This is a genomic window from Rhizobium mongolense USDA 1844, from assembly GCF_000419765.1.
Lineage (GTDB): Bacteria > Pseudomonadota > Alphaproteobacteria > Rhizobiales > Rhizobiaceae > Rhizobium > Rhizobium mongolense.
The window spans coordinates 234,106-253,598 of sequence record NZ_ATTQ01000010.1 but is presented as its reverse complement, the minus strand read 5'-3'; the positions used below and the strand labels follow the sequence as shown (position 1 = coordinate 253,598).

The following is a 19,493-nucleotide window of genomic DNA, read 5'->3' as shown; positions in this document are numbered from 1 at the left end:
TGGCATTTTGATCGCACACAACCAGACAGTGCTATGAAATCGGACAGATGTGGGACGTGAAGGAATGAGTGCCGGCTTCGAAAAGGCGGACGCATCATCCGTGAGCGATGAAATGCCGGCCGAAGTCGACCTGCCGGCTGCGCTCTTCGATGCCTTTTCGGACGGCCTCTCGGCCGCCCTCATCATCTACGACAAGAACGATCAGATGATCTTCGCGAGCCGCCAGGTGCTCGATTTTTTCCCGATTTCGTCGGTGATGCTGAAGCCTGGAACCCGGCTTCGCGATTTTCTCGGCGCCGTCTACGACACTGGCGTGCGTCAGCAATATGCGGCCAGGCAGCAGGGCATACCACTCGGTCGCGAGGATTGGCTGTCCCAGAAGATTGCCTCTCATTGGCGCGAGCGCTTCGAAATCGTCGAGCGCCATGGCAGCGACCGCTGGATCCGTCTGGTCAAGCGTCGTCTGCCGAGCGGCTATTGCGTATCGATCATTTCCAATATTTCCGAGGAGAAGAAGCGTGAGGAGCAGTGGCGCGCCGATCTCGAACGTGTGCAACTGACCGAGGATATACTCGACAATCTGCCGTTCCCGCTCTTCGTCAAGGATCGCAACCTCACCTACGTCGCCGTCAACATCGCCTTCTGCGAGAAATACCAGACGACTGTCGAGGAGGTGCTCGGCCGCAAGAGCGGGGATCTCTTCTCTCCCGAAGTCGCCAAGCGCTTCGAGGAAAGCGACCGACATGTTCTGGAAACCGGCGAGATGTCCGTCGTGCGGCAGCGGCAGGTCGCCCGCGACGGTTCAGAGCGCGACATCGTCAGCCGCAAGCACCGCATCGGCAAGCCGGGACGCTATTTTATCGTATCGACGATGCAGGATCTGCCGCGCGACGGCGCCGATCTCGACGAATTCGACCAGGCAACGTCCGTCACCACCTCCAGCAGTCAATCCTATCGCCGCGCCTATGTGCCGCTGAATGGCGATCACGAGCGCCGGACGCCGGCCGCGATGGAAACGATCGTTCCGGAGAATTTCTCCGGCCGCAAGATCCTGGTCGTCACCGGCGACCTCGCTGCTGAAACCGCTGCCCTCCGAACGCTTGCGAAATACGGCTTCGAGGCCTGCTCCGTTCGCGGCGAGAACGAGGAAGAGCGCTTCCTTGAGATCGCAACCTCGTCCGGCATCGCGCTGGATCTTCTGATCGTCGACAATCAGATGGGCATGCGCTGCCTGGAACTTGCCGGACAATACGGCATCCCGGCGCTGGTCATGGATGGTTTCCAGCTTGCCAACGAGCTCACCTTCCAGATCGCCCGCCACTTCAACCGCAACAATCGCACCGCGCCGGAAGGCGAGGCCGATTGGGAAATCAATACCTCTTCCGAGATGGATTTCCTGGAGGTGCTTGTGGCGGAAGACAATGACATCAACCAGATTGTCTTTTCCCAGATACTGGAAGGACTGGGTTACCGCTACTTGATCGCAGCCAGCGGCGACGAAGCAGTGCGCCTCTGGGCGGAGTACAGGCCGCAAATCGTGCTGATGGACATTTCCCTGCCGGGATTGAACGGTTTCGAGGCGGCGCGCATGATCCGCCAGATGGAAGACAACCATCCGCATAAGACGCCGATCGTCGGCGTGCTGACGCAGGCATTCGAGCGGGATCGCGCCGAATGCGCGAAGGCCGGAATGGATGACGTCATCATGAAGCCGGTCAGTCCGGACATACTGGAAACGCTGTTCCAGAAGCATCTCGCTGCCGAGCCGATGCGGGCGCGCGTCTGAGCGCCGGCAACTCCTCAAATCTGGGGCATCATCTGAGCCGAACGGGGCCGGTTTACTATCTGTTTGTTAAGACTTGCCCGCCATTCTTGCGGGAGGGAGTGACGAAATCTCAGGTTGAATCATGAAGCCGGCGGACATACCCTTCTTGCCTGTGAGCCAGAATGAGCTTCAGGCCATGGCTTACACCGATCCGCTGACCGGGCTCGGCAACCGCCATCGCATGCGCGACAGGGTCGGTCAGATTTCCATGGAACGCGCAAGCGATCCGGCTCCCTTCACCATCGGCATCGCCAACCTCGATTCCTTCAAGCCGATCAACGATCTTTTCGGCTCTGCAGCCGGCGACGAAATTCTCTGCCAGGTCGCGCACCGCCTGAAAGCATGTATACCGGATGGCGCGCTGGTCACCCGCCACGACGGCGACGAATTCGCTTTCGTGCTGCCGCTGATCTTCGAGCGCGCAAGCGCTGAAAAGTTCGGCCAGATGATCCGCGAGGTGCTGTCGGCACCCTATGATCTCGGCGACCGTAACGTGCGGCTTTCCGCCTCCTTCGGCTTTGCCATCTATCCTTTCGCCGGTGCGGTGTTCGATGAGCTTTTGAAAAGCGCTGAAACCGCTCTCTATCGCTCGAAGCGCCGCGGCCGCAGCCAGATCACCGTCTATTCGCGTGAGATTGCGCAGGAGATGAAGCGCGCAACGCAGCTCGAGCAGGCGCTTCGAAATGCCATCATCTCGGACGCCATCGACGTGCATTTCCAGCCGATCGTCTCTCTGTCGAACAATCAGGTGGTCGGCTTCGAGGCCTTGGCGCGCTGGAACGATCCGGACCTCGGCTTTGTTTCGCCGGGCGTCTTCGTGCCGCTCGCCGAAGAGCGCGGGTTCATCGACGCGCTGTCGGAAACCTTGCTTCGAAAGGCTGCCGAAGTGGCGCTCTCCTGGCCGCGCGAACTATTCCTGTCGTTCAACCTGTCCTCCGCCCAGCTCATGGATCCAGGCACAAGCAGCAACGTGCTTTCCATCCTCGGCCGCGTCGGCTTAGACCCGCACCGATTGGAGTTGGAAATCACCGAAACCGCGGTCATGGGTTCCACCGATACCGCCCACCGCATCCTTTCCGATCTGCGGCAGGCAGGCGTGCGCATCTCGCTCGACGATTTCGGCACCGGTCAATCGAGCCTTGGGCGCCTTCGCGACTTCATCTTCGACAAGGTGAAGATCGACCGCGCCTTCGTCTCGCGCATCAATTCAGACCGCGCCTCCGAGCATATCATCAAGGCGATCCTGACGATGTGCGAAGGTCTCGATCTCGAAGTGGTTGCCGAGGGCATCGAAGATTATTCGGAGGCCGTGAAGCTGCGGTCGCTCGGCTGCGGCATGGGGCAGGGCTACCATTTCGGCAAGCCTGCCGATGGCATCGCCACATTGCGCTTCCTCCACGAAAACTATTACGATTCGGCTGCGATCGATCGCGTGTCGGCCTGAGGCCTGCGCAAGCCGCATCAATGGCATTTCACGCCGCCGTCAGGCGTCGCAATCTTCCCGCCCGGCCATGATCCTTTTTGATCAAGCACCTGACACTGACCTGCGTGCGGTAATCTATGCCCTGCGCTTTTGATCTCTCCGTAGAAAACGGCGGCGCCCGATTGGGCACCGCCGCCTACACTATACGCACCGCGCGGGATTATTTATTGGTCGAACCCGTAGCTGTCGGGTCTGACGGCATCGTGCCTGCCGGCGCCGGAGCCTTTTCAGCGGCCAGAGCCTGCAGGGTCTTGAATTCCGGAGCGGCCTTCAGAGATTCTGCCGTTTCCGAGGTCGTCAGCTTGAGGCTGCCGTCCTGCGTGTTCTGGGCAACGGTGATCTTGTCCATCGGAACTGCAACGTTCTTTTCACCGATACCAATGAAGCCGCCAACACCGATCACCGCAGCGACCAACCCGCCATCCTTCTTCATGATCAGGTCGTTGACCTCACCGATGCTTTCGTTTTCACCGGTATAGACAGACTGGCCAATATAGGAATTGGCGCTGATCTGGTCGGCACCCTGTTCCGTCAGGTATCCGCCTGTCTGGGCCATATCAGTCGACGGAGCTGGAGCCGGAGCCTGGGCGTCACCAGCCGGAGCGGTTGCATCAGGCATCTTTGGTGCTGCCGGGTCGGCCGGAGCCGTCTGGGTTGCATCGGGGGTGGCCGGCTGCGGTGCAGTCTGCGAGAACGCCGCCGGCGCGAAAGCCGTGGCAAACAAGGCGCCAGCGGCAACGGTCGTCAGAAGTTTGCGTGTCATTTCGAACCTACCTTTGTGTTCCTCGATTGGTCTTAAGCGCGGCCGCCGGTTTTGTTCTTTGGCGTCTTTTTCCGTGCCGGTTCAAAAGGAAAATGACTGGATAGGCTTTTAGTTCCGGGAACGAACACGGAAAGTTCGACGATTTTCACGGAATTTTATCGAAATGCGTGTGGTTTTGACGGCTACAACAAAGCGCGGCCGCTTTTCGATATTTCAGGAAAGGCTCTCGGTGCGGGCGGCACATCGCAGCCAGCCTCCGCCGGTTCAAGAAGCACCTAAAATCCCACTGGGGGCAGGAGCGGCGCGGCATTCATCGCCTCCTCGGACTTATAACGGGACCTCAGTTTGAAAGGCCCATCGAGCAGGCCTGGTCAATGCGCCTCAATGGCGGATATGCTCAAAGGCACACGATTGCCGCAACCGGCGAGCAATTCGTTGGCGATCTATACGAAACCGTTTGCTCGCAATCGTGTTCCTGCCGGAATGAAGATGGATGACTGAAGGCATTTCGCCCTCAGCTTCCTTGAAACGTCGGCGTTGCGTTTTTCACAGCACGTAGACTGGGTCGAAAACGCCTTTTACCGTCACACCAAGCTCCAGCAACGCACCCGCTTGCGGCTGCGACGAGCGCGCGGTGTCGTCAAGCCCTTCCCAGGCGGTCGTTACCGCCAGCCGGTCCGCATTGACGCCGATAAAGGCTGGGCAGGAGGGTTGTGCTGCAGGAACCTTGTAACGGGCGATGCGCAGGCCGTCCGGGCTGTACCGGTCGACGACGCCTGCACCCCAGCGTGCGTTCCAGATATAGCCATCCGAATCGCAGACGGAACCGTCGATGCCGCCGGGATCATCCATGCTGTCGACCATGACGATCGGCTCGCCCGTCGGAAGCCCGGTCTGCGGATCGACCATGACGCGCATGAGACGGCTGATGCGGGTGTCCGTGTAATAGCCGATCGTGCCGTCGGGCGAAAAGCAGATCGAATTGGGAATGCTGATGCCGCTGAAGATCTTCGTCACCCTGCCACCGGCGACGTGATAGATCGCGCCTGCCTGGGGTTCCGCCCGTTTGCTCATCGTGCTGATCCAGAGTGCGCCGGATGGGTGCGTGCGGCCGTCGTTCGAGCGGTTTTCCGGGTTGTCGTTTTCGAAGGCGGCATAGAAGGTCAGATTGCCGCTGCCAATATCGCGGACGAACAGTCCTTCTTCGGTTGCGAGCAACTGGCGGTTGGCGTCGATGCGTGCAAGCACGCTCGCCATCATCGGAAGCGGATGCACCTTCTTTTCCTCGGTGCTGAGGTTCAGTTCGTGCAGTTCCTTGCCAAGAATATTGAACCACCAGACGGTGTCGGTATCCGGATCGTAGGTCGGGCCTTCGCCAAGTACCGAACTGGTATTGCAAAGCGTCTTGCCCTCGAACTCGTAAATCTCAGTCATATGCCTACGCTCCTACGGCTGCGTCATAGGCGTAAATGGTGGCCTTGGCGCGCTCGGCAACCTCTGCGGCTGTCATTGCGGGCTTGTAAATGCTGGTGCCGAGGCCGAAGGCCAGAATGCCCGCTTTCGTGTATTCCGCGAAATTTCTGTCGGAGACGCCGCCGACCGCCGCGATCACCAGTTCGGGCGGCAGAATGGCGCGGATGGCCGTGATGCCCGAAGGACCGAGCACGCTGGCGGGGAAGAACTTCAGGCCGGTTGCCCCGGCGCGGGCGGCAGCGAGCGCCTCGGTCGGCGTGAAGACGCCTGGCATTGAGACCATACCGTAGCTGCGCGCACGAATGATGACGTCAGGCTCGACATTCGGGGTGACGAGCAGCTTGCCGCCGGCATTGTGAAGGCTGTCGACAGCATCGACCGTCAACACGGTGCCCGCGCCGATCAGGCATTCCGGCGGCGCCATTTTCGCAGCGATCTCGATGGATTTGAAGGGCTCGGGCGAGTTCAGCGGGATTTCGATCGCGGCGAGGCCGTTCTCGATCAGCGCGCCGACGACGCTTTCGGTTTCCTCCGGCTTGATGCCGCGGAGAATGGCGATGAGCGGACGCTTCATGGAGGGGAAGGGGATGCGGTTGATCATGAGAATTTCCTCAATTCGGCCAGATAGCTTCGGCGGCGGCCGAAAGCCCTCGGCGCACGGCCGTGTCGGCATCGATGACGGTGTACTTTAGAGACAGGAACTTGAAGGCCACTTCATAAAGGCCCTGGAGGCGGCCCGACGCGACGAGCGTGACAGGCGTGTCGTTCGGTGCGTCGAAAAGCGCACCGGCGATTTCAAGCCCGATCAGAGTGCCGGAAATCCTTGCCTGCGCACCGGCCGCCGTCAATCCGTGAAGAAGCTGGCCCGAGCGGGCGGTAAAGAGAAGGTTCGACGCCATGGCAGGCTGCCTGAAAGCGGCCGAGACTGCCGCTCTGAAGGCGGGATTGTCTGCTTGAGCCTCCTCGGCGCTCGCAACGGCATGCGACAGGATCGTATGCTTGCTGATCGCGTCGAAGAGTTCACCGGTCATGAAGGTCGAAAACCCGATCACTTCGCCGTCTTGAACATGAACCCATTTCGAGTGCGTGCCTGGCATGCAGACGGCCTGCAATCCCCTGCTGTCGGAGCCAAGTGCGCCAAGCAGCTGCGTTTCCTCTCCGCGCATGACGTCGGGCGATGCCTTGTCGCGCTGGGCAAGGCCGGGGAGGATACGGACATCCCGGCTTTGGCCCGGAACGGAAACCGCGCCGGTGAGGATCGAGGAAATCGACGCGGGAACATCGATATAGCCCGCCTCGACCCAGCCCTGCTTGGCGCCGACCATGCCGCAGGCGATGACTGGCACGTTCTGTGGGACCGAGAGTGCGGCAAGATGCGACGCCAAGACATCGGCAAAGCCGGTCTTGGCCGCCGTCGTCATGCCTTCGCCGCTGCGGCGTTCGCCGAGAATGCTGCCGTCCCGGCCGATCAGCCAGAGCCTGAAACTGCTCGTACCCCAATCCACCGCGACATAAACGGGATTTGTCATCAGAAAATGCCTCCGTCGACAATCAAGGACTGCGCCGTCACCGCGGCCGCGCAGTCGGATGCAAGAAACAGACAAGGACCGACGATCGCGTCGCCGTGCAGGACCTTCTTCAGGCACTGCCGTTTGATGGTCTGCGCAACTCCTTCTTCGGTCAGCCAGAGCTTCATCTGCCGCTCGGTCACGATCATGCCCGGTAAAATGCAGTTGACGCGGATATTGTCGGGGCCAAGCTTGCCCGCAAGGCTCTTGGTGAGACCGATCACGGCGGCCTTGGCCGTGGAATAGGCCGGGAAGTCCGGCATGTTCAGGAGAAAGGCGATCGACGACATGTTTATGATCGCGCCGCCGCCTGCTGCACGCATGGAAGGCGCTACGGCCTGGGCGGCGAAGAAGACATGGCGGAGGTTTGTCGCCTGGTTGTTGTCCCAGTATTCCTCGGTCACCGTATCGAAATCATGCCGGTCGTCCCAGGCAGCATTGTTGACGAGAACGGTGATCGGCCCTGATTGGGCGACCACCGCATCGACCGTCTGCCTGATCGCGCCGATATTGCGAAGATCGGCCTTGAAGAAATGCACTGGATGCTCCGAATCGCGGGAAAGTCGCATGGCAAGTTCGCGGCTTTCCGTTTCGGCTATGTCGATGAAGGAAACCTTCGCGCCCTGCCGGGCGAAGCCCTCGACGATCGCGGCGCCGATGCCGGAGCCACCGCCTGTCACAAGCACGCAACGATCCCTGAATTCCGGAAACTGCGCGACTACGCTCGTCACCGTATCCTCCCGATTTTCCATTATTTGGAACTCAATTTGACTATGTGGAATTATCTGATTACGCTGCCATTCGTGTCAAGGCCGACGGTAGGCGATCAATGGCTCCACGAAAAGATATATCGAGAGAAAGTGAAACGGGGACGTTGGGTAAGTCGATGGCGCTGCTCGAGCTCGTGACGCATGCCGAACGTCCTATGCGCTTTACCGATATCCTCGCGCTCGCCGGCCAGCCGCGCGGCACGCTGCACCGCCAGCTCGGTCATCTCGTCGCGGAAGGGCTTCTGGAATTCGCCGTAGGCGGCCTCTACGCGCCGGGGTTGCGGCTTCTCGATCTTGCGTCGCGAAGCTGGGCGAAGAATGAGTTCCGGCTGATTGCCGAACCGCACCTGAGGCACCTGCAGCAGATGAGCGGTGAGACGGTCCATCTGGGCGTCCTGCGCGAAACCTCGATTATCTACCTCGACAAGATCGAAGGCCAGCAGTCTGTTCGCATGTATTCCCAGATCGGCAATGCCTCGCCCGTCTATTGCACCGGCGTCGGCAAGGTTGCTCTTTCGATTTTGCCGGATGATGCGCTGGAGGCGCTGGTGCGAAGCCTCTCCTTCCACAGCTACACTCCGCAAACCTTGGTGTCGGCCGAGGCATTGCTGACCGAGGTGGCGGCAATCCGCAAAGCCGGCTTCGCCTTCGACCGCGAGGAGCATGAGCCAGGTATCCGCTGCGTCGCGGCGCCAATCCGGATGGAGGATGGAAGCTTCGCGGGCGGCGTTTCGATCACCGGTCCGGCTTACAGGCTGACGCTTGAGCGTCTCGAAGAATGGGCTGCACCCTTAAAGCAGACGGCGGAATGCATCGCGGATGCGATGCGCGTCCGTCTCGGCCCGCGCCGATAGCAGCCTACGTGGCGATGCAATCGGCTGGACGCTCCCGCAGAGCACGCTTATGATGAGTGCGATATTGAGATTTGGCTGCGAATCACGCCAACTGCGGCAGTTTGTTAAAACGTATAGTCTCTTCGGCCATTGTATTTCGGCCAGGTTGTTTTTTATTTCATGCGGGCGCGTGTTGGCTTGCAGGCACACATCGATCTGAAACGGCGCCGCCGCTCTTGAGAAGACGAAAAAGCAGATGACAGCACTGTCACGGGCATCTTTCGATGCAGATGGATACATTCAGGAAATCGCGGGCCTGAAGACCCAATTCGATATCTTCCGCTTCATGAAGCGCCTCACGGAAGCCTGCCGAAGCCGCGCGTTCATGGTCCTAAACCTGCCGCCGGTCACGTCATTCGAACTGCAAAGCGCGACGGTGATCACCAGTTGGCCGGCCGAGCTGCTGGCGCTTTATGATCAGGAAAACCTGCTGGCGAGCAGTCCCGTCATACGCCGCCTGCGCACGTCGTCGGTCCCCTTTTTCGTCGACGTGACCAAGGGCCATAGGCGGGATGACGGCAAGACGGCGATGGCCGTGGCGCTTTTCGAGCGTTTCAAGATGATGCGCTGCGCCTTTTTCCCGACGCACGAGCCATCGGGCATGCGCGGCGCAGTCTCGTTCGCCGGTGATCGTGAGCCCTTCGCGTCGGAAGAGATGCGCGATCTTTCCTATGTCTCGATCCATGTCTTCGACAGGCTTGCCGAAATCCGCAGTCTCGATACGCGCATGACGGATGCGCTGACGGACCGCGAAATCGATTGCTTGAATTGGACGGCGGCGGGAAAGACGAGTGCGGAAATCGCCGATATCCTCAACCTCTCGGAACATACCGTCAACCACTACCTGAACCGCGCAACAAAGAAGCTCGACACGGTCAACCGGACGCAGGCGGTCGCCAAGGCGCTGCGCATCGGCATCATCAAGTAACCCTGCTGAAAATATTGGCAGTTTGGCTCAAAAGATGGGCAGGGCCGCGTCTTGCTACTCTCCGTCGCGTACCGGCCCGTCACCCCAATTCGCCCGTCGCGCCCATTTGAAGGTGGCGCCGTCGCGTTTGGAGAAGGTGCGCTCTCCTGCCGTCCCATCGCTTTGACAGAGCTTCAGCCTGATCACCCCGCCCGAGCCCTGAGGCGGTGCGATGATGCGGGCCTGGGGAGCCTCGCCTGCAAAACGGCTTGCGGCGATGAAAATATATTTCTCGTCCTCCCACGGCACGTCCGCATCCTTGACCAAGCGGTGCATTTTTGAGCGGGCGACCCGGCGCGAAAAATGACACCAATCTGGCCGCGCGAGAGGACAGTCCGATGCATGCGGGCAGGGCGCGATCAGATGCGCCCCTTTTGAAAGCAGTAGGTCACGGGCGGCGAGGATGCGGTCCCAACCGGCCGGCGTTCCGGGTTCGACAATGACGATCGTGTCGAGCGCCAGCGCCCAGAGTTTTTCGATCGACGCGTCGATCTGATGCGGCTCTATCTCATCGAGCACATAGGCGATAGTGACGATATCGGCGGGCGCAATTTTCGGCAACGCCTTGATAAGATTGCCATCCAGCCATTCCGTTTGAAGGTCGAGCCGCTCCGAGAGGCTTCTTCCGACGTTGCGGATCGCATCGCTTGCTTCCACCATCACGGCGCTTTTGATCTCCGGCCAGCAGTCGGTTGCCGCCCAGAGTGCCGAGCCTGGACCAGCCCCGATATCGACGAGATACTCAGGGGCGAAATCGGGCCGGGCTTTTGAAATCATTTCATAGGCGGCGCGGATTGCGGCATATGTGGCGGGGAGCCTGGCGGCGAGATAAGCCTTGGCTGCAAGACTATCGCTGATGTGGAAACTGCCGTCGCGCAGTTCCTGGCGATAGCGGCTGGAAAGGCGTGCCGCGGCGCGCTTCAGCCCACCGAGCGGCTGGCCCTCCAGCATCTCCTCCACCTGTTCCCGCAAGATCCTTGGCAATTCCATCGCTGTCGCCCGATTGATCGATCACGCCATACAGCCGGGCGCGATCCATGCCAAGTGGCATATGAACCGCTTGCCGATCATCATCTGGCACGAGCCTTGCTTCTCGTTCCGCAGAGGTCCAGAGGGGACTTTGGAAGAGCGCCAAAAAAGAACGGCGCCATCGGCAACCCGCCGTCGGCAGCGTAGATGCATGTCTCCCGCATCCGTTGCCGGCGGCGGTTGTTGCCTTTTTGTAACGGCCCTCCCGTGATGTCGCTCCAGCCCCGTGGTTTGGGGTGATTTTTCCTCTGGTCATTTCCGGACATTGTTCTACTTCGACCTGCATTGCGCCGGGTATCGGGCAGACCGTTGCGGCCATCGGGGCGAAAGCCCGGCGGACCAGATGGCCGCAACGGATTTCCATAGAGCGCGATTTCCGTTGCCCTTGATGCCGATTTTGTTTGGCGAAGCCGCAGCCCTCCACTATCTACGTCTCTTCAAAGACGATGCGTGAGGGTGGAATGACGGACGTCACCAAGGAACAAGTTCTCGAAACGCTGAAGACCGTGCGCGGTCCCGATCTCGAACATAATATCGTCGAACTCGGCATGGTTTCCGATGTCTTCATTTCAGACGGCAAGGTCTATTTCTCGATCACCGTTCCGGCCGAGCGCGCCAAGGAGCTTGAGCCGCTGCGTCTCGCGGCCGAACGCGTCATCAAGGAACTGCCCGGCGTCAAGGGTGCGCTCGTGGCGCTGACCGCCGACAAGAAGGCGACCTCTGCCTCCGCACCTGCCGCCCCTCCTGCTGCCCATGCCGGGCACGGCCACGAAGGTCATGCCCACGCGCCACAGCAACAGCCGCCGCGCGCCGGCAAGATCGGCGTTCCCGGCATCAAGTCGATCATCGCGGTCGCCTCCGGCAAGGGTGGCGTCGGCAAGTCGACGACGGCCGTCAATCTCGCGCTCGGCCTGCAGGCGAACGGTCTGCGTGTCGGCATTCTCGACGCCGACATCTACGGTCCTTCCATGCCGCGCCTTTTGAAGATTTCCGGCCGGCCGACGCAGATCGACGGCCGCATCATCAATCCGATGGAGAACTACGGCCTCAAGGTCATGTCGATGGGCTTCCTCGTCGATGAGGAAACTGCGATGATTTGGCGCGGCCCGATGGTGCAATCGGCGCTGCTGCAAATGCTGCGCGAAGTCGCCTGGGGCGAACTGGACGTGCTTGTCGTCGACATGCCGCCCGGTACCGGCGATGCACAGCTGACGATGGCCCAGCAGGTGCCGCTTGCCGGCGCCGTCATCGTCTCCACGCCGCAGGACCTTGCATTGATCGATGCCCGTAAGGGGCTCAATATGTTCCGCAAGGTGGAGGTACCGGTTCTCGGTATCGTCGAGAACATGAGCTATTTCATCGCGCCCGATACCGGCACCCGCTACGACATCTTCGGCCATGGCGGCGCGCGCAGGGAGGCCGAGCGCATTGGCGTGACCTTTCTCGGCGAGGTTCCGCTCACGGTGAGTATTCGTGAAACCTCGGATGCCGGCACGCCGCTTGTCGCATCCGAACCGAACGGCATCGTTGCGGGCATCTATCGCGACATAGCTTCGAAGGTCTGGGAACAACTCGGCGGCCAGCCGCAGCGCCAGGCGCCGGCGATCATTTTCGAATAGCTGTTTCGGCGAGCCGCATACCCCAGATTGTGGGGGAAATGTGGTGATATTGCCCAGTTCACCTAAGATGACTTGATTATTTCACAGCTTTCCGTCATATGGCCCGCCGTCGCCATGATGGCGGTTTCTGCGGATGCTCGATGATGGCCGCCCTTGCTTGAAAAGTTTCGGCCAGCCTGCATGTTCGGAGTTATCTTGTCGATCGAAGGATTGGTGACTGCGATGCGGTTGAGCAGAATGCATGGCCGGGTTCTGACCGGATGCAGCTGGAGTTGTATGAACCTTTTTCCGCATGCGGTAAGATCGAAGACTATTAGCCTGTACGGCGCCGTGACGGCTGCCATTCCAGTGAAAGGCTCTCGATGAAAAGCGCAGGCATTGCAGGACGTGCCGGCGGCTGGAGCAACGCCCGGTGATCACTGCCTATTGTTCAAATTGCAAGTCCGTCGAAATCCGTGACCTATCGCACGCCGCGGAGTTTCCGGACGATGTGGTATGGATCGATATGCTTGAGCCAACCCGTGAGGAGGAACTCTACGTCGAAAAGATCGTCGGCATCGAGGTTCCGACCCGCGACGATTTGAAGGATATCGAGCCGTCCGCACGCCTCTATACCGAAAATAATGCGGTCTACATGACGGCATCGCTGGTCTGGAAAGCTGAGACAGCGGCCCCGACGCTGACGGATGTTGCCTTCATCCTCGTTGGGAACCGGTTGATCACCATCCGCTACGCTCATCCGAAATCCTTTGCCCTGTTCATCGCCGCCCTTCATCGCGTGCCGGAAGAGTGGCGCAGCGGTGCCGCTCTCCTTGCCAAGCTGCTTGAGACGATCGCCGACAGGACTGCGGAAATTCTCGAACTCTCGGTCGCCCGCATCGATATCCTTTCGACGCACGTTTTCGGCGACCGCGCCAGAAAGGTTCGCAAGCCTTCGAACTATCTCGAGGAGAAGCTTCGCGATATCGCCGGCCACCACCGCCTTGTCAGCAAGGTGCGCGATAGCCTCGCCTCGCTCTCACGCCTCATGACCTTCTTCTACACCATCCCTGCAGTTCAGAAGGACCAGGCGACGAAGGAACTGTCGCGCACCGTCTCGCGCGATATCCAGTCGCTGACGGAGCATGCGTCCTATATCGCCGGAAACATCACCTTCCTCCTCGACGCCTCGCTCGGCCTCATCAACATCGAGCAGAACTCGATCATCAAGATCTTCTCGATCGCATCCGTCGTCTTCTTGCCGCCCACCCTTGTCGCATCCATTTATGGCATGAATTTCGAATTCATGCCGGAACTGCACTGGATCGCGGGCTATCCTTCTTCGCTGGGCCTGATGGTGATGTCCGCCATCATTCCGTTCTTCTTTTTCCGATGGAAAGGCTGGCTCTAAGGAGCCTGTTGTCACTTTATGTCCGACGAAAGCCATTCACACGATCGCCACATGACGCCGCGCAAACTCTTCTATCTTACGCTCGGCTCCGTCGGCGTCGTCTATGGAGATATCGGTACCAGCCCACTCTACGCATTTCGCGAAGCGCTGAAGCCGGTCGCGCACGATGGGATCACCCGCTTCGAGATCATCAGCCTTATCTCGCTGATGCTCTGGGCACTGACGATCATCGTCACCCTCAAATATGTCCTGCTGCTGCTGCGCGCCGATAACGAAGGCGAGGGCGGCACACTCTCCCTGCTTGCCCTGTTGATGAAGACGGCGAACGGGCACACCGCATTGCTGCTCACACTCGGCATGGCAGGTGCGGCTCTGTTCCTGGGCGACGCGATGATCACGCCGGCGCTGTCGGTTCTGTCTGCCGTGGAAGGCGTTAAGCTGATGGCGCCGAGCCTGTCGGCCTATATCGTGCCGATTTCGGCGGCTATTCTTGTCATGCTGTTCGTTTTCCAATCGCACGGCACCGGCGTCATGGCCCGTTTTTTCGGACCGATCACCGCGCTCTGGTTCATCGTCATCGCGATTGCCGGCATTTCGCATATCTCCGACGACTACGGGATCTTAGCAGCCTTCAATCCGTATTATGCCGTCAGCTTCCTACTCCACGAGGGATTCTTCGGCGTCGTTGTTCTGGGTGCGGTCTTCCTGACGGTTACCGGCGCCGAAGCGCTTTACGCCGACCTTGGCCATTTTGGCCGCCGCCCGATTCAGTGGGCCTGGTTCGCGCTGGTCTTCCCATCGCTTGCGCTGAACTATCTCGGCCAGGGCGCACTCGTCCTCGGCAATCCGGAGGCGATGTCCGACCCCTTCTATCTCATGTTCCCGAAGTGGGCACTGCCTTTTGCCGTCATACTGGCGACGGCTGCAACGATCATCGCCAGCCAGGCGGTCATCACCGGCGCCTTTTCGCTCGTGCGCCAGGGGATCAACCTCGGCTTCCTGCCGCGCATGGAGATCCTCTTCACATCGGAGACCAATACCGGGCAGATTTTCCTGCCGACCGTCAACACTGTGCTCTTCCTGGGCGTCATGTTCCTGGTGATCACGTTCCAGACGTCGGAAGCTCTTGCAACGGCTTACGGCATCTCGGTCACCGGCGCGATGGTCGTCACCACGATCATGGCCTTCGAATTCGTGCGGACGCGCTGGAACTGGTCGGTTTCGATCGCAACGATCGTTCTGTTGCCGCTGCTTGTGCTGGAATTGATTTTCCTCGGAGCCAACCTGCTCAAAATCCACGACGGCGGCTATATTCCGATCCTCATCGCCACCGCCTTCATTGTTGTCATGTGGACCTGGCGCCGCGGCACGGCGCTCCTCATGGAAAAGACCCGCCACACGGATATTCCGCTGCCTTCCTTTGTCAGTTCCATCGAGCGCAAAAGCGATCACTCGCCTGCCCACGTGCCGGGCACCGCGATTTTCCTCACCAGCGATCCGGAATCGGCGCCTGCAGCCCTGCTTCACAATCTAAAGCACAACCACGTCCTGCATGACCGCAACGTCATTTTGACGATCCGCACGGTCAACAAGCCGCGCGTTGCGAACTCTGAACGCTACAAGGTCGAGCAGGTTTCCGAGCGCTTCTCGCGTGTCGAACTGCTCTTCGGCTTCATGGAAACGCAGAACGTCTCCCAGGCTCTCGCAGCACTCAGGAAGACCGGGCTGAAGTTCGACATCATGACGACCTCCTTCTATCTCGGCCGGCGCAAGCTGGTGCCGGATGCGAAATCCGGAATGCCTTACTGGCAGGACCGGCTCTATATCGCGCTCGCCAACGCGGCAGCGAACCCCTCCGACTACTTCCGCCTTCCGGCGAACCGCGTCGTCGAACTCGGCTCGCACGTCATCATCTGACACGCTTTCCAAACAGTCTTCTCCCCGCGGGGGGAGAAGACGAAAAACCGCTCACGGATGAATTCTGGGACACCGCATTAACCAAGCATCAAGGTTAATGGGTGATTTTCGTCTGACTGTTGAAGCGTCCCGTGTCCGGAGTCTGGCGTTGCGTCGAAATCGCGTTGTCCGCAGCAAGCTGCGGTTTCTCCCTCAGAGCTGGATTTCACCCGCCATCTTCGGCATTTGCGGGTGGCTCGCATTCCCCACCATCACATCGCATGCCGATCTCGCCGCCATGCTCGCCGGGCTTGATCAAAGCCGCGACAACTGGCGCATGGTGATGACAAATTCTCCGGCAGGCTCCATTCATCAGGCCGAACTCGCGTTCGCGGATCCAATCGTGACGGGAACGATCGCGGCCGGCGCGGGCATGGTTCTTCCGGATGGCCGCAAGGTTGCCTTTGTCGCGAAAGCCAAGGGCCACGAGGAAACGCCGGACGAAGAACGCGTCAACCGCGGAACGAAGAAAGGCCGCATCGTCGCCGTCGAGAAGATGCAGCCGCCGAAGGATTTCTCCGCCGGCTCCATTCTGCAGCGCACGCAGCTCCTTTTCCAGCCGAGCTTCGACATCAAGGACAAGTCCGCCTTCGTCAAGCCGAAGATCATGGGCAAGGAAATCGAGATCGCCACCAGTTTCTACAGGAAGCAGCCGGTCATGCCGGAGCCCGGTGTTCCGGCGATGCTTGCAGGCCTCGTCACAAGCAACAAGGCCGACGTGCTGGCGACCGCCTATGCGCCGGCCGCCCCGGACTACGCCCGTCAATCGCCCTTCGACTCGATCCTCGCCGATCAGGCAAATGACGGCCGCTTCGTTCCGCAGATCGGCGCGGGCGATCACGCATGGGCGGCGAGCATCCTGCCTGCCAGCGTGTTTTCGGCACGCGAGCAGCAGTGCCTTGCATCCGGCATCTACTTCGAAGCTCGAGGCGAATCGGTAAAGGGGCAGGCCGCAGTCGCGCAGGTCATCCTCAACCGCGTCAGGAACCCCGCCTATCCGAAAACCATCTGCGGCGTCGTCTACCAGAACGAAGACTGGCGGAACCGCTGCCAGTTTTCCTTTGCCTGCGACAACATCCGCGATCGCGTGAACTCCGAAAATCACTGGCGCGTTGCCCGCGACGTCGCCATGGCGGTCACGGCCGGCAAGATCTGGCTTCCGCAAGTCGGCTCCGCTACGCATTATCATGCTGTCTATGTCCGGCCGAAATGGGCAAGGACCATGGAAAAGGTCGGCCGCATCGGCCTGCACATCTTCTACCGCACCTATGGCGGCGGCTGGAGCTGAGGAAAAGCCGATCCGGCAGCGGATTTCCCCGCCGATCAACGGCTTCGAAAGCGGATTCTTTCGCTCGAATTTTCAAGGCGGTGTGGAACTCGGATCAAATCATTGATTCGGAACGATAATTTTATGGCTGGACATAAGCTTCCTACGCCTTGACTATGGTTTCCCCTAAAACTATGTTGCGCGCGACTTCAGAACGGGCCGAAAGGTTTTTAGACCTTGTGTCCGTTGTCCTGAAAACCGGGGTAGCGGGGATCGCGGACAGCGGAAGACGAGGAGGAAGCCATGGCGGATGACCGCGAGGAAAGTCTTGAAAAGCGCCGTGCGCAGCTGGGAGCGAAGCTCAAAGCCAAGCGCATAGATGCGGGAGAGGACGAGGCGAACGAAGCCCGCGCCGAGGTAAGCCGCAAAGGCTATGCTGAGGCGATGAAGCTTTCGAGCGAGTTCATTTCTGCCATCGTCGTCGGTGCCCTTCTTGGCTATCTTTTGGACCGTTTTGTCGGCACGGCGCCTTGGGGGTTGATTGTTCTTCTGCTTCTCGGATTCTGTGCCGGTGTTTTGAACGTGCTTCGTGCTGCGGGCAAGGTTGCAAAACCTGAGCCTGGAGGGGCCGAAAACGGCAAGAAATAGGGCAGGGTGCCAGGCGCTTTGTCCAGTGTGATGATCCCGCATTCGCGGGCCAAAGAAGAGAGAACAAGCGGTGTCTAACGATCCGACCCATCAGTTCCTGATCCAGAAGATTGTGCCGATCGAAATCGGCGGAATTGATTTCTCGTTTACCAACGCTTCTCTCTTCATGGCGGCATCCGCTGCCGTTGCCGCAGGCTTCCTCTATTTCTCGACGTCAAACCGCGCGATCGTTCCCGGCCGCTCGCAGTCGGTCGCGGAAATGTCTTACGAATTCATCGCCGGAATGCTGAAGGAAGGCGCAGGAACCAAGGGGATGAAGTTCTTCCCGCTGGTCTTTTCGCTCTTCATGTTCGTGCTGACGGCAAACCTGCTTGGCATGTTCCCGTATTTCTTCACGGTGACGAGCCAGATCATCGTCACCTTCGCCTTGGCGCTGCTCGTCATCGGCACGGTTCTCGTCTACGGCTTCTATAAGCACGGCTTCCATTTCCTGAATGTCTTCGTGCCCTCGGGCGTGCCAGGCATTCTTCTGCCGCTGGTGGTGGCGATCGAAATCATCTCCTTCCTGTCCCGCCCCATTTCACTATCTGTTCGTCTTTTCGCCAACATGCTCGCCGGTCACATCACGCTGAAGGTGTTCGCAGGCTTCGTCGCCTCGCTTGGAGCCCTCGGTGCAGTCGGTGTCGGCGGTGCCATTCTTCCCCTCATCATGACGGTCGCCCTGACCGGTCTCGAGTTCCTCGTCGCCTTCCTTCAGGCTTACGTCTTTGCGGTGCTGACTTGCATGTACCTCAACGACGCAGTTCACCCGGGTGGCCACTAAGGATACCGACATTGACGTCAAAGGGCGTCAGTCAATTCGCCGCAACAACCATTTCAAAGGAGTTCAACATGGAAGCGGAAGCAGCAAAGTTCATCGGTGCAGGTCTGGCTTGCTTTGGTATGGCCGGTACGGCTCTCGGCCTCGGCAACATCTTCGGCAACTACCTCGCCGGCGCTCTGCGCAACCCGTCTGCTGCTGACAGCCAGTTCGGCCGTCTGGTTTTCGGCTTCGCCGTTACGGAAGCTCTGGGCATCTTCTCGCTGCTCGTCGCTCTCCTTCTGCTCTTCGCCGTCTAATATCGGTGGATTGAGGGATCACGGCCTGCGAGCAGCAAGCCGTGATCCTTTGTATTTGCAGTACACCTGGAGGTGAGCATGTTTTTTGTGACCCCGGCCTATGCTCAAGAAGCTCCGGCGGGAACGGCAGAACCGGGTGCAGCGCCCGCCACGGACCCGCATGCCGCTCCGGCGCCCGGCGAGGTCCACACCGAGACCGGCGTTCCCGGTGGCGAGCATGGCGGCGGTGTTTTCCCGCCTTTCGATTCGTCGACTTACGCATCCCAGCTTCTGTGGCTGGCGATCACCTTCGCCGTTTTCTTCTTGCTCATGCAAAAGGTCATTACGCCGCGCATCGGAAGTATCCTCGAGCAGCGCCATAAGCGCATCTCGCAGGATCTCGACGAGGCAAGCCGCCTGAAGGCGGAAGCCGATGCGGACGTTGCAGCCTATGAAGCTGAACTCGCTGCGGCCCGCGCCAAGTCGAACTCGATCGGCACTGCCGCGCGCGACACAGCCAAGGCCAAGGCCGAAGAAGATCGCCGCGCCGTCGAAGCCAGCCTCTCCGAGAAGCTGAAAGCTGCCGAGGGCCGCATCGCCGACATCAAGGCGAAGGCATTTGCAGACGTCGGCACGATTGCCGAGGAAACGGCCGCTGCCGTTATCGAACAGCTGATCGGCGGCACAACCGCCAAGACCGACGTTGCCGCTGCTGTCGCAGCCGCTAAGAAGGAGGCTTGATCG

Annotated in this window: 18 protein-coding genes; 12 read left to right on the top strand and 6 right to left on the bottom strand. The window is 59.9% G+C overall.

Going from position 1 to position 19,493, the window contains the following annotated elements; translation table 11 throughout:
* Positions 1-64: 64 nt before the first annotated feature.
* On the top strand, positions 65-1,786 hold the full coding sequence (locus A3C3_RS0121085; protein ID WP_022716571.1) for a response regulator: 1,722 nt from the start codon (positions 65-67) through the stop codon (positions 1,784-1,786).
* A gap of 118 nt (positions 1,787-1,904) precedes the next feature.
* Positions 1,905-3,269 (top strand): putative bifunctional diguanylate cyclase/phosphodiesterase, encoded by a 1,365-nt coding sequence (locus tag A3C3_RS0121080; protein ID WP_028739856.1) that lies wholly within the window; start codon positions 1,905-1,907, stop codon positions 3,267-3,269.
* Positions 3,270-3,468: 199 nt separating this feature from the next.
* On the opposite strand, the gene A3C3_RS0121075 is transcribed toward A3C3_RS0121080, so the two are convergent.
* From A3C3_RS0121075 to A3C3_RS0121050, 5 genes are all read right to left on the bottom strand, one after another.
* A complete protein-coding gene (locus A3C3_RS0121075) occupies positions 3,469-4,071 on the bottom strand; it encodes a PRC-barrel domain-containing protein (RefSeq protein WP_022716569.1) in 603 nt (200 codons plus the stop codon).
* A gap of 546 nt (positions 4,072-4,617) precedes the next feature.
* Positions 4,618-5,505 carry an SMP-30/gluconolactonase/LRE family protein gene (locus tag A3C3_RS0121065; RefSeq protein WP_022716567.1) on the bottom strand — a complete coding sequence of 296 codons (888 nt, stop codon included), beginning with the start codon at positions 5,503-5,505 and terminating at the stop codon, positions 4,618-4,620.
* Positions 5,506-5,509: 4 nt separating this feature from the next.
* Positions 5,510-6,142, bottom strand: coding sequence for a 2-dehydro-3-deoxy-6-phosphogalactonate aldolase (locus A3C3_RS0121060; protein ID WP_028739855.1), 633 nt, complete (start codon positions 6,140-6,142; stop codon positions 5,510-5,512).
* 13 nt (positions 6,143-6,155) lie between these two features.
* A complete protein-coding gene (locus A3C3_RS0121055; RefSeq protein WP_022716565.1) occupies positions 6,156-7,073 on the bottom strand; it encodes a 2-dehydro-3-deoxygalactonokinase in 918 nt (305 codons plus the stop codon).
* Positions 7,073-7,843, bottom strand: coding sequence for an SDR family NAD(P)-dependent oxidoreductase (locus A3C3_RS0121050; RefSeq protein ID WP_028739854.1), 771 nt, complete (start codon positions 7,841-7,843; stop codon positions 7,073-7,075). Before A3C3_RS0121050 ends, A3C3_RS0121055 begins: the two co-directional genes overlap by 1 nt.
* 98 nt (positions 7,844-7,941) lie before the next feature.
* Here A3C3_RS0121050 and A3C3_RS0121045 point away from each other — a divergent pair, with 98 nt between their 5' ends.
* Positions 7,942-8,736 (top strand): IclR family transcriptional regulator, encoded by a 795-nt coding sequence (locus A3C3_RS0121045; protein WP_028739853.1) that lies wholly within the window; start codon positions 7,942-7,944, stop codon positions 8,734-8,736.
* A 235-nt stretch (positions 8,737-8,971) separates the two neighbouring features.
* Positions 8,972-9,703: a helix-turn-helix transcriptional regulator gene (locus A3C3_RS0121040; protein WP_022716562.1), complete on the top strand. Its 732-nt coding sequence runs from the start codon at positions 8,972-8,974 to the stop codon at positions 9,701-9,703.
* Between the two features lie 54 nt (positions 9,704-9,757).
* Here the strand turns inward: A3C3_RS0121040 and A3C3_RS0121035 are convergent, their stop codons facing one another.
* The gene (locus A3C3_RS0121035) at positions 9,758-10,732 is read right to left on the bottom strand and encodes a small ribosomal subunit Rsm22 family protein (RefSeq protein ID WP_022716561.1); all 975 of its coding nucleotides are present in this window, start codon (positions 10,730-10,732) and stop codon (positions 9,758-9,760) included.
* A 500-nt stretch (positions 10,733-11,232) separates the two neighbouring features.
* Between A3C3_RS0121035 and apbC the strand changes: the two genes are divergently transcribed.
* The 8 genes from apbC (at position 11,233) to A3C3_RS0120985 (ending at position 19,490) form a co-directional block, all read left to right on the top strand.
* Entirely contained in the window at positions 11,233-12,390 is a 1,158-nt protein-coding gene (apbC, locus tag A3C3_RS0121030; RefSeq protein ID WP_022716559.1) for an iron-sulfur cluster carrier protein ApbC, read from the top strand.
* Between the two features lie 412 nt (positions 12,391-12,802).
* Entirely contained in the window at positions 12,803-13,780 is a 978-nt protein-coding gene (locus tag A3C3_RS0121020; RefSeq protein WP_022716557.1) for a magnesium transporter CorA family protein, read from the top strand.
* A gap of 18 nt (positions 13,781-13,798) precedes the next feature.
* Positions 13,799-15,697 carry a potassium transporter Kup gene (locus tag A3C3_RS0121015; protein ID WP_022716556.1) on the top strand — a complete coding sequence of 633 codons (1,899 nt, stop codon included), beginning with the start codon at positions 13,799-13,801 and terminating at the stop codon, positions 15,695-15,697.
* Positions 15,698-15,845: 148 nt separating this feature from the next.
* Entirely contained in the window at positions 15,846-17,024 is a 1,179-nt protein-coding gene (locus tag A3C3_RS0121010; RefSeq protein WP_022716555.1) for a cell wall hydrolase, read from the top strand.
* A gap of 282 nt (positions 17,025-17,306) precedes the next feature.
* Complete coding sequence (locus A3C3_RS0121000; RefSeq protein ID WP_022716553.1) at positions 17,307-17,651, top strand: AtpZ/AtpI family protein; 345 nt, start codon at positions 17,307-17,309, stop codon at positions 17,649-17,651.
* A gap of 70 nt (positions 17,652-17,721) precedes the next feature.
* On the top strand, positions 17,722-18,474 hold the full coding sequence (locus A3C3_RS0120995) for a F0F1 ATP synthase subunit A (RefSeq protein WP_022716552.1): 753 nt from the start codon (positions 17,722-17,724) through the stop codon (positions 18,472-18,474).
* A gap of 68 nt (positions 18,475-18,542) precedes the next feature.
* Complete coding sequence (locus A3C3_RS0120990) at positions 18,543-18,770, top strand: F0F1 ATP synthase subunit C (RefSeq protein WP_027507791.1); 228 nt, start codon at positions 18,543-18,545, stop codon at positions 18,768-18,770.
* Between the two features lie 78 nt (positions 18,771-18,848).
* On the top strand, positions 18,849-19,490 hold the full coding sequence (locus tag A3C3_RS0120985; RefSeq protein WP_022716550.1) for a F0F1 ATP synthase subunit B: 642 nt from the start codon (positions 18,849-18,851) through the stop codon (positions 19,488-19,490).
* Positions 19,491-19,493 lie beyond the last annotated feature (3 nt).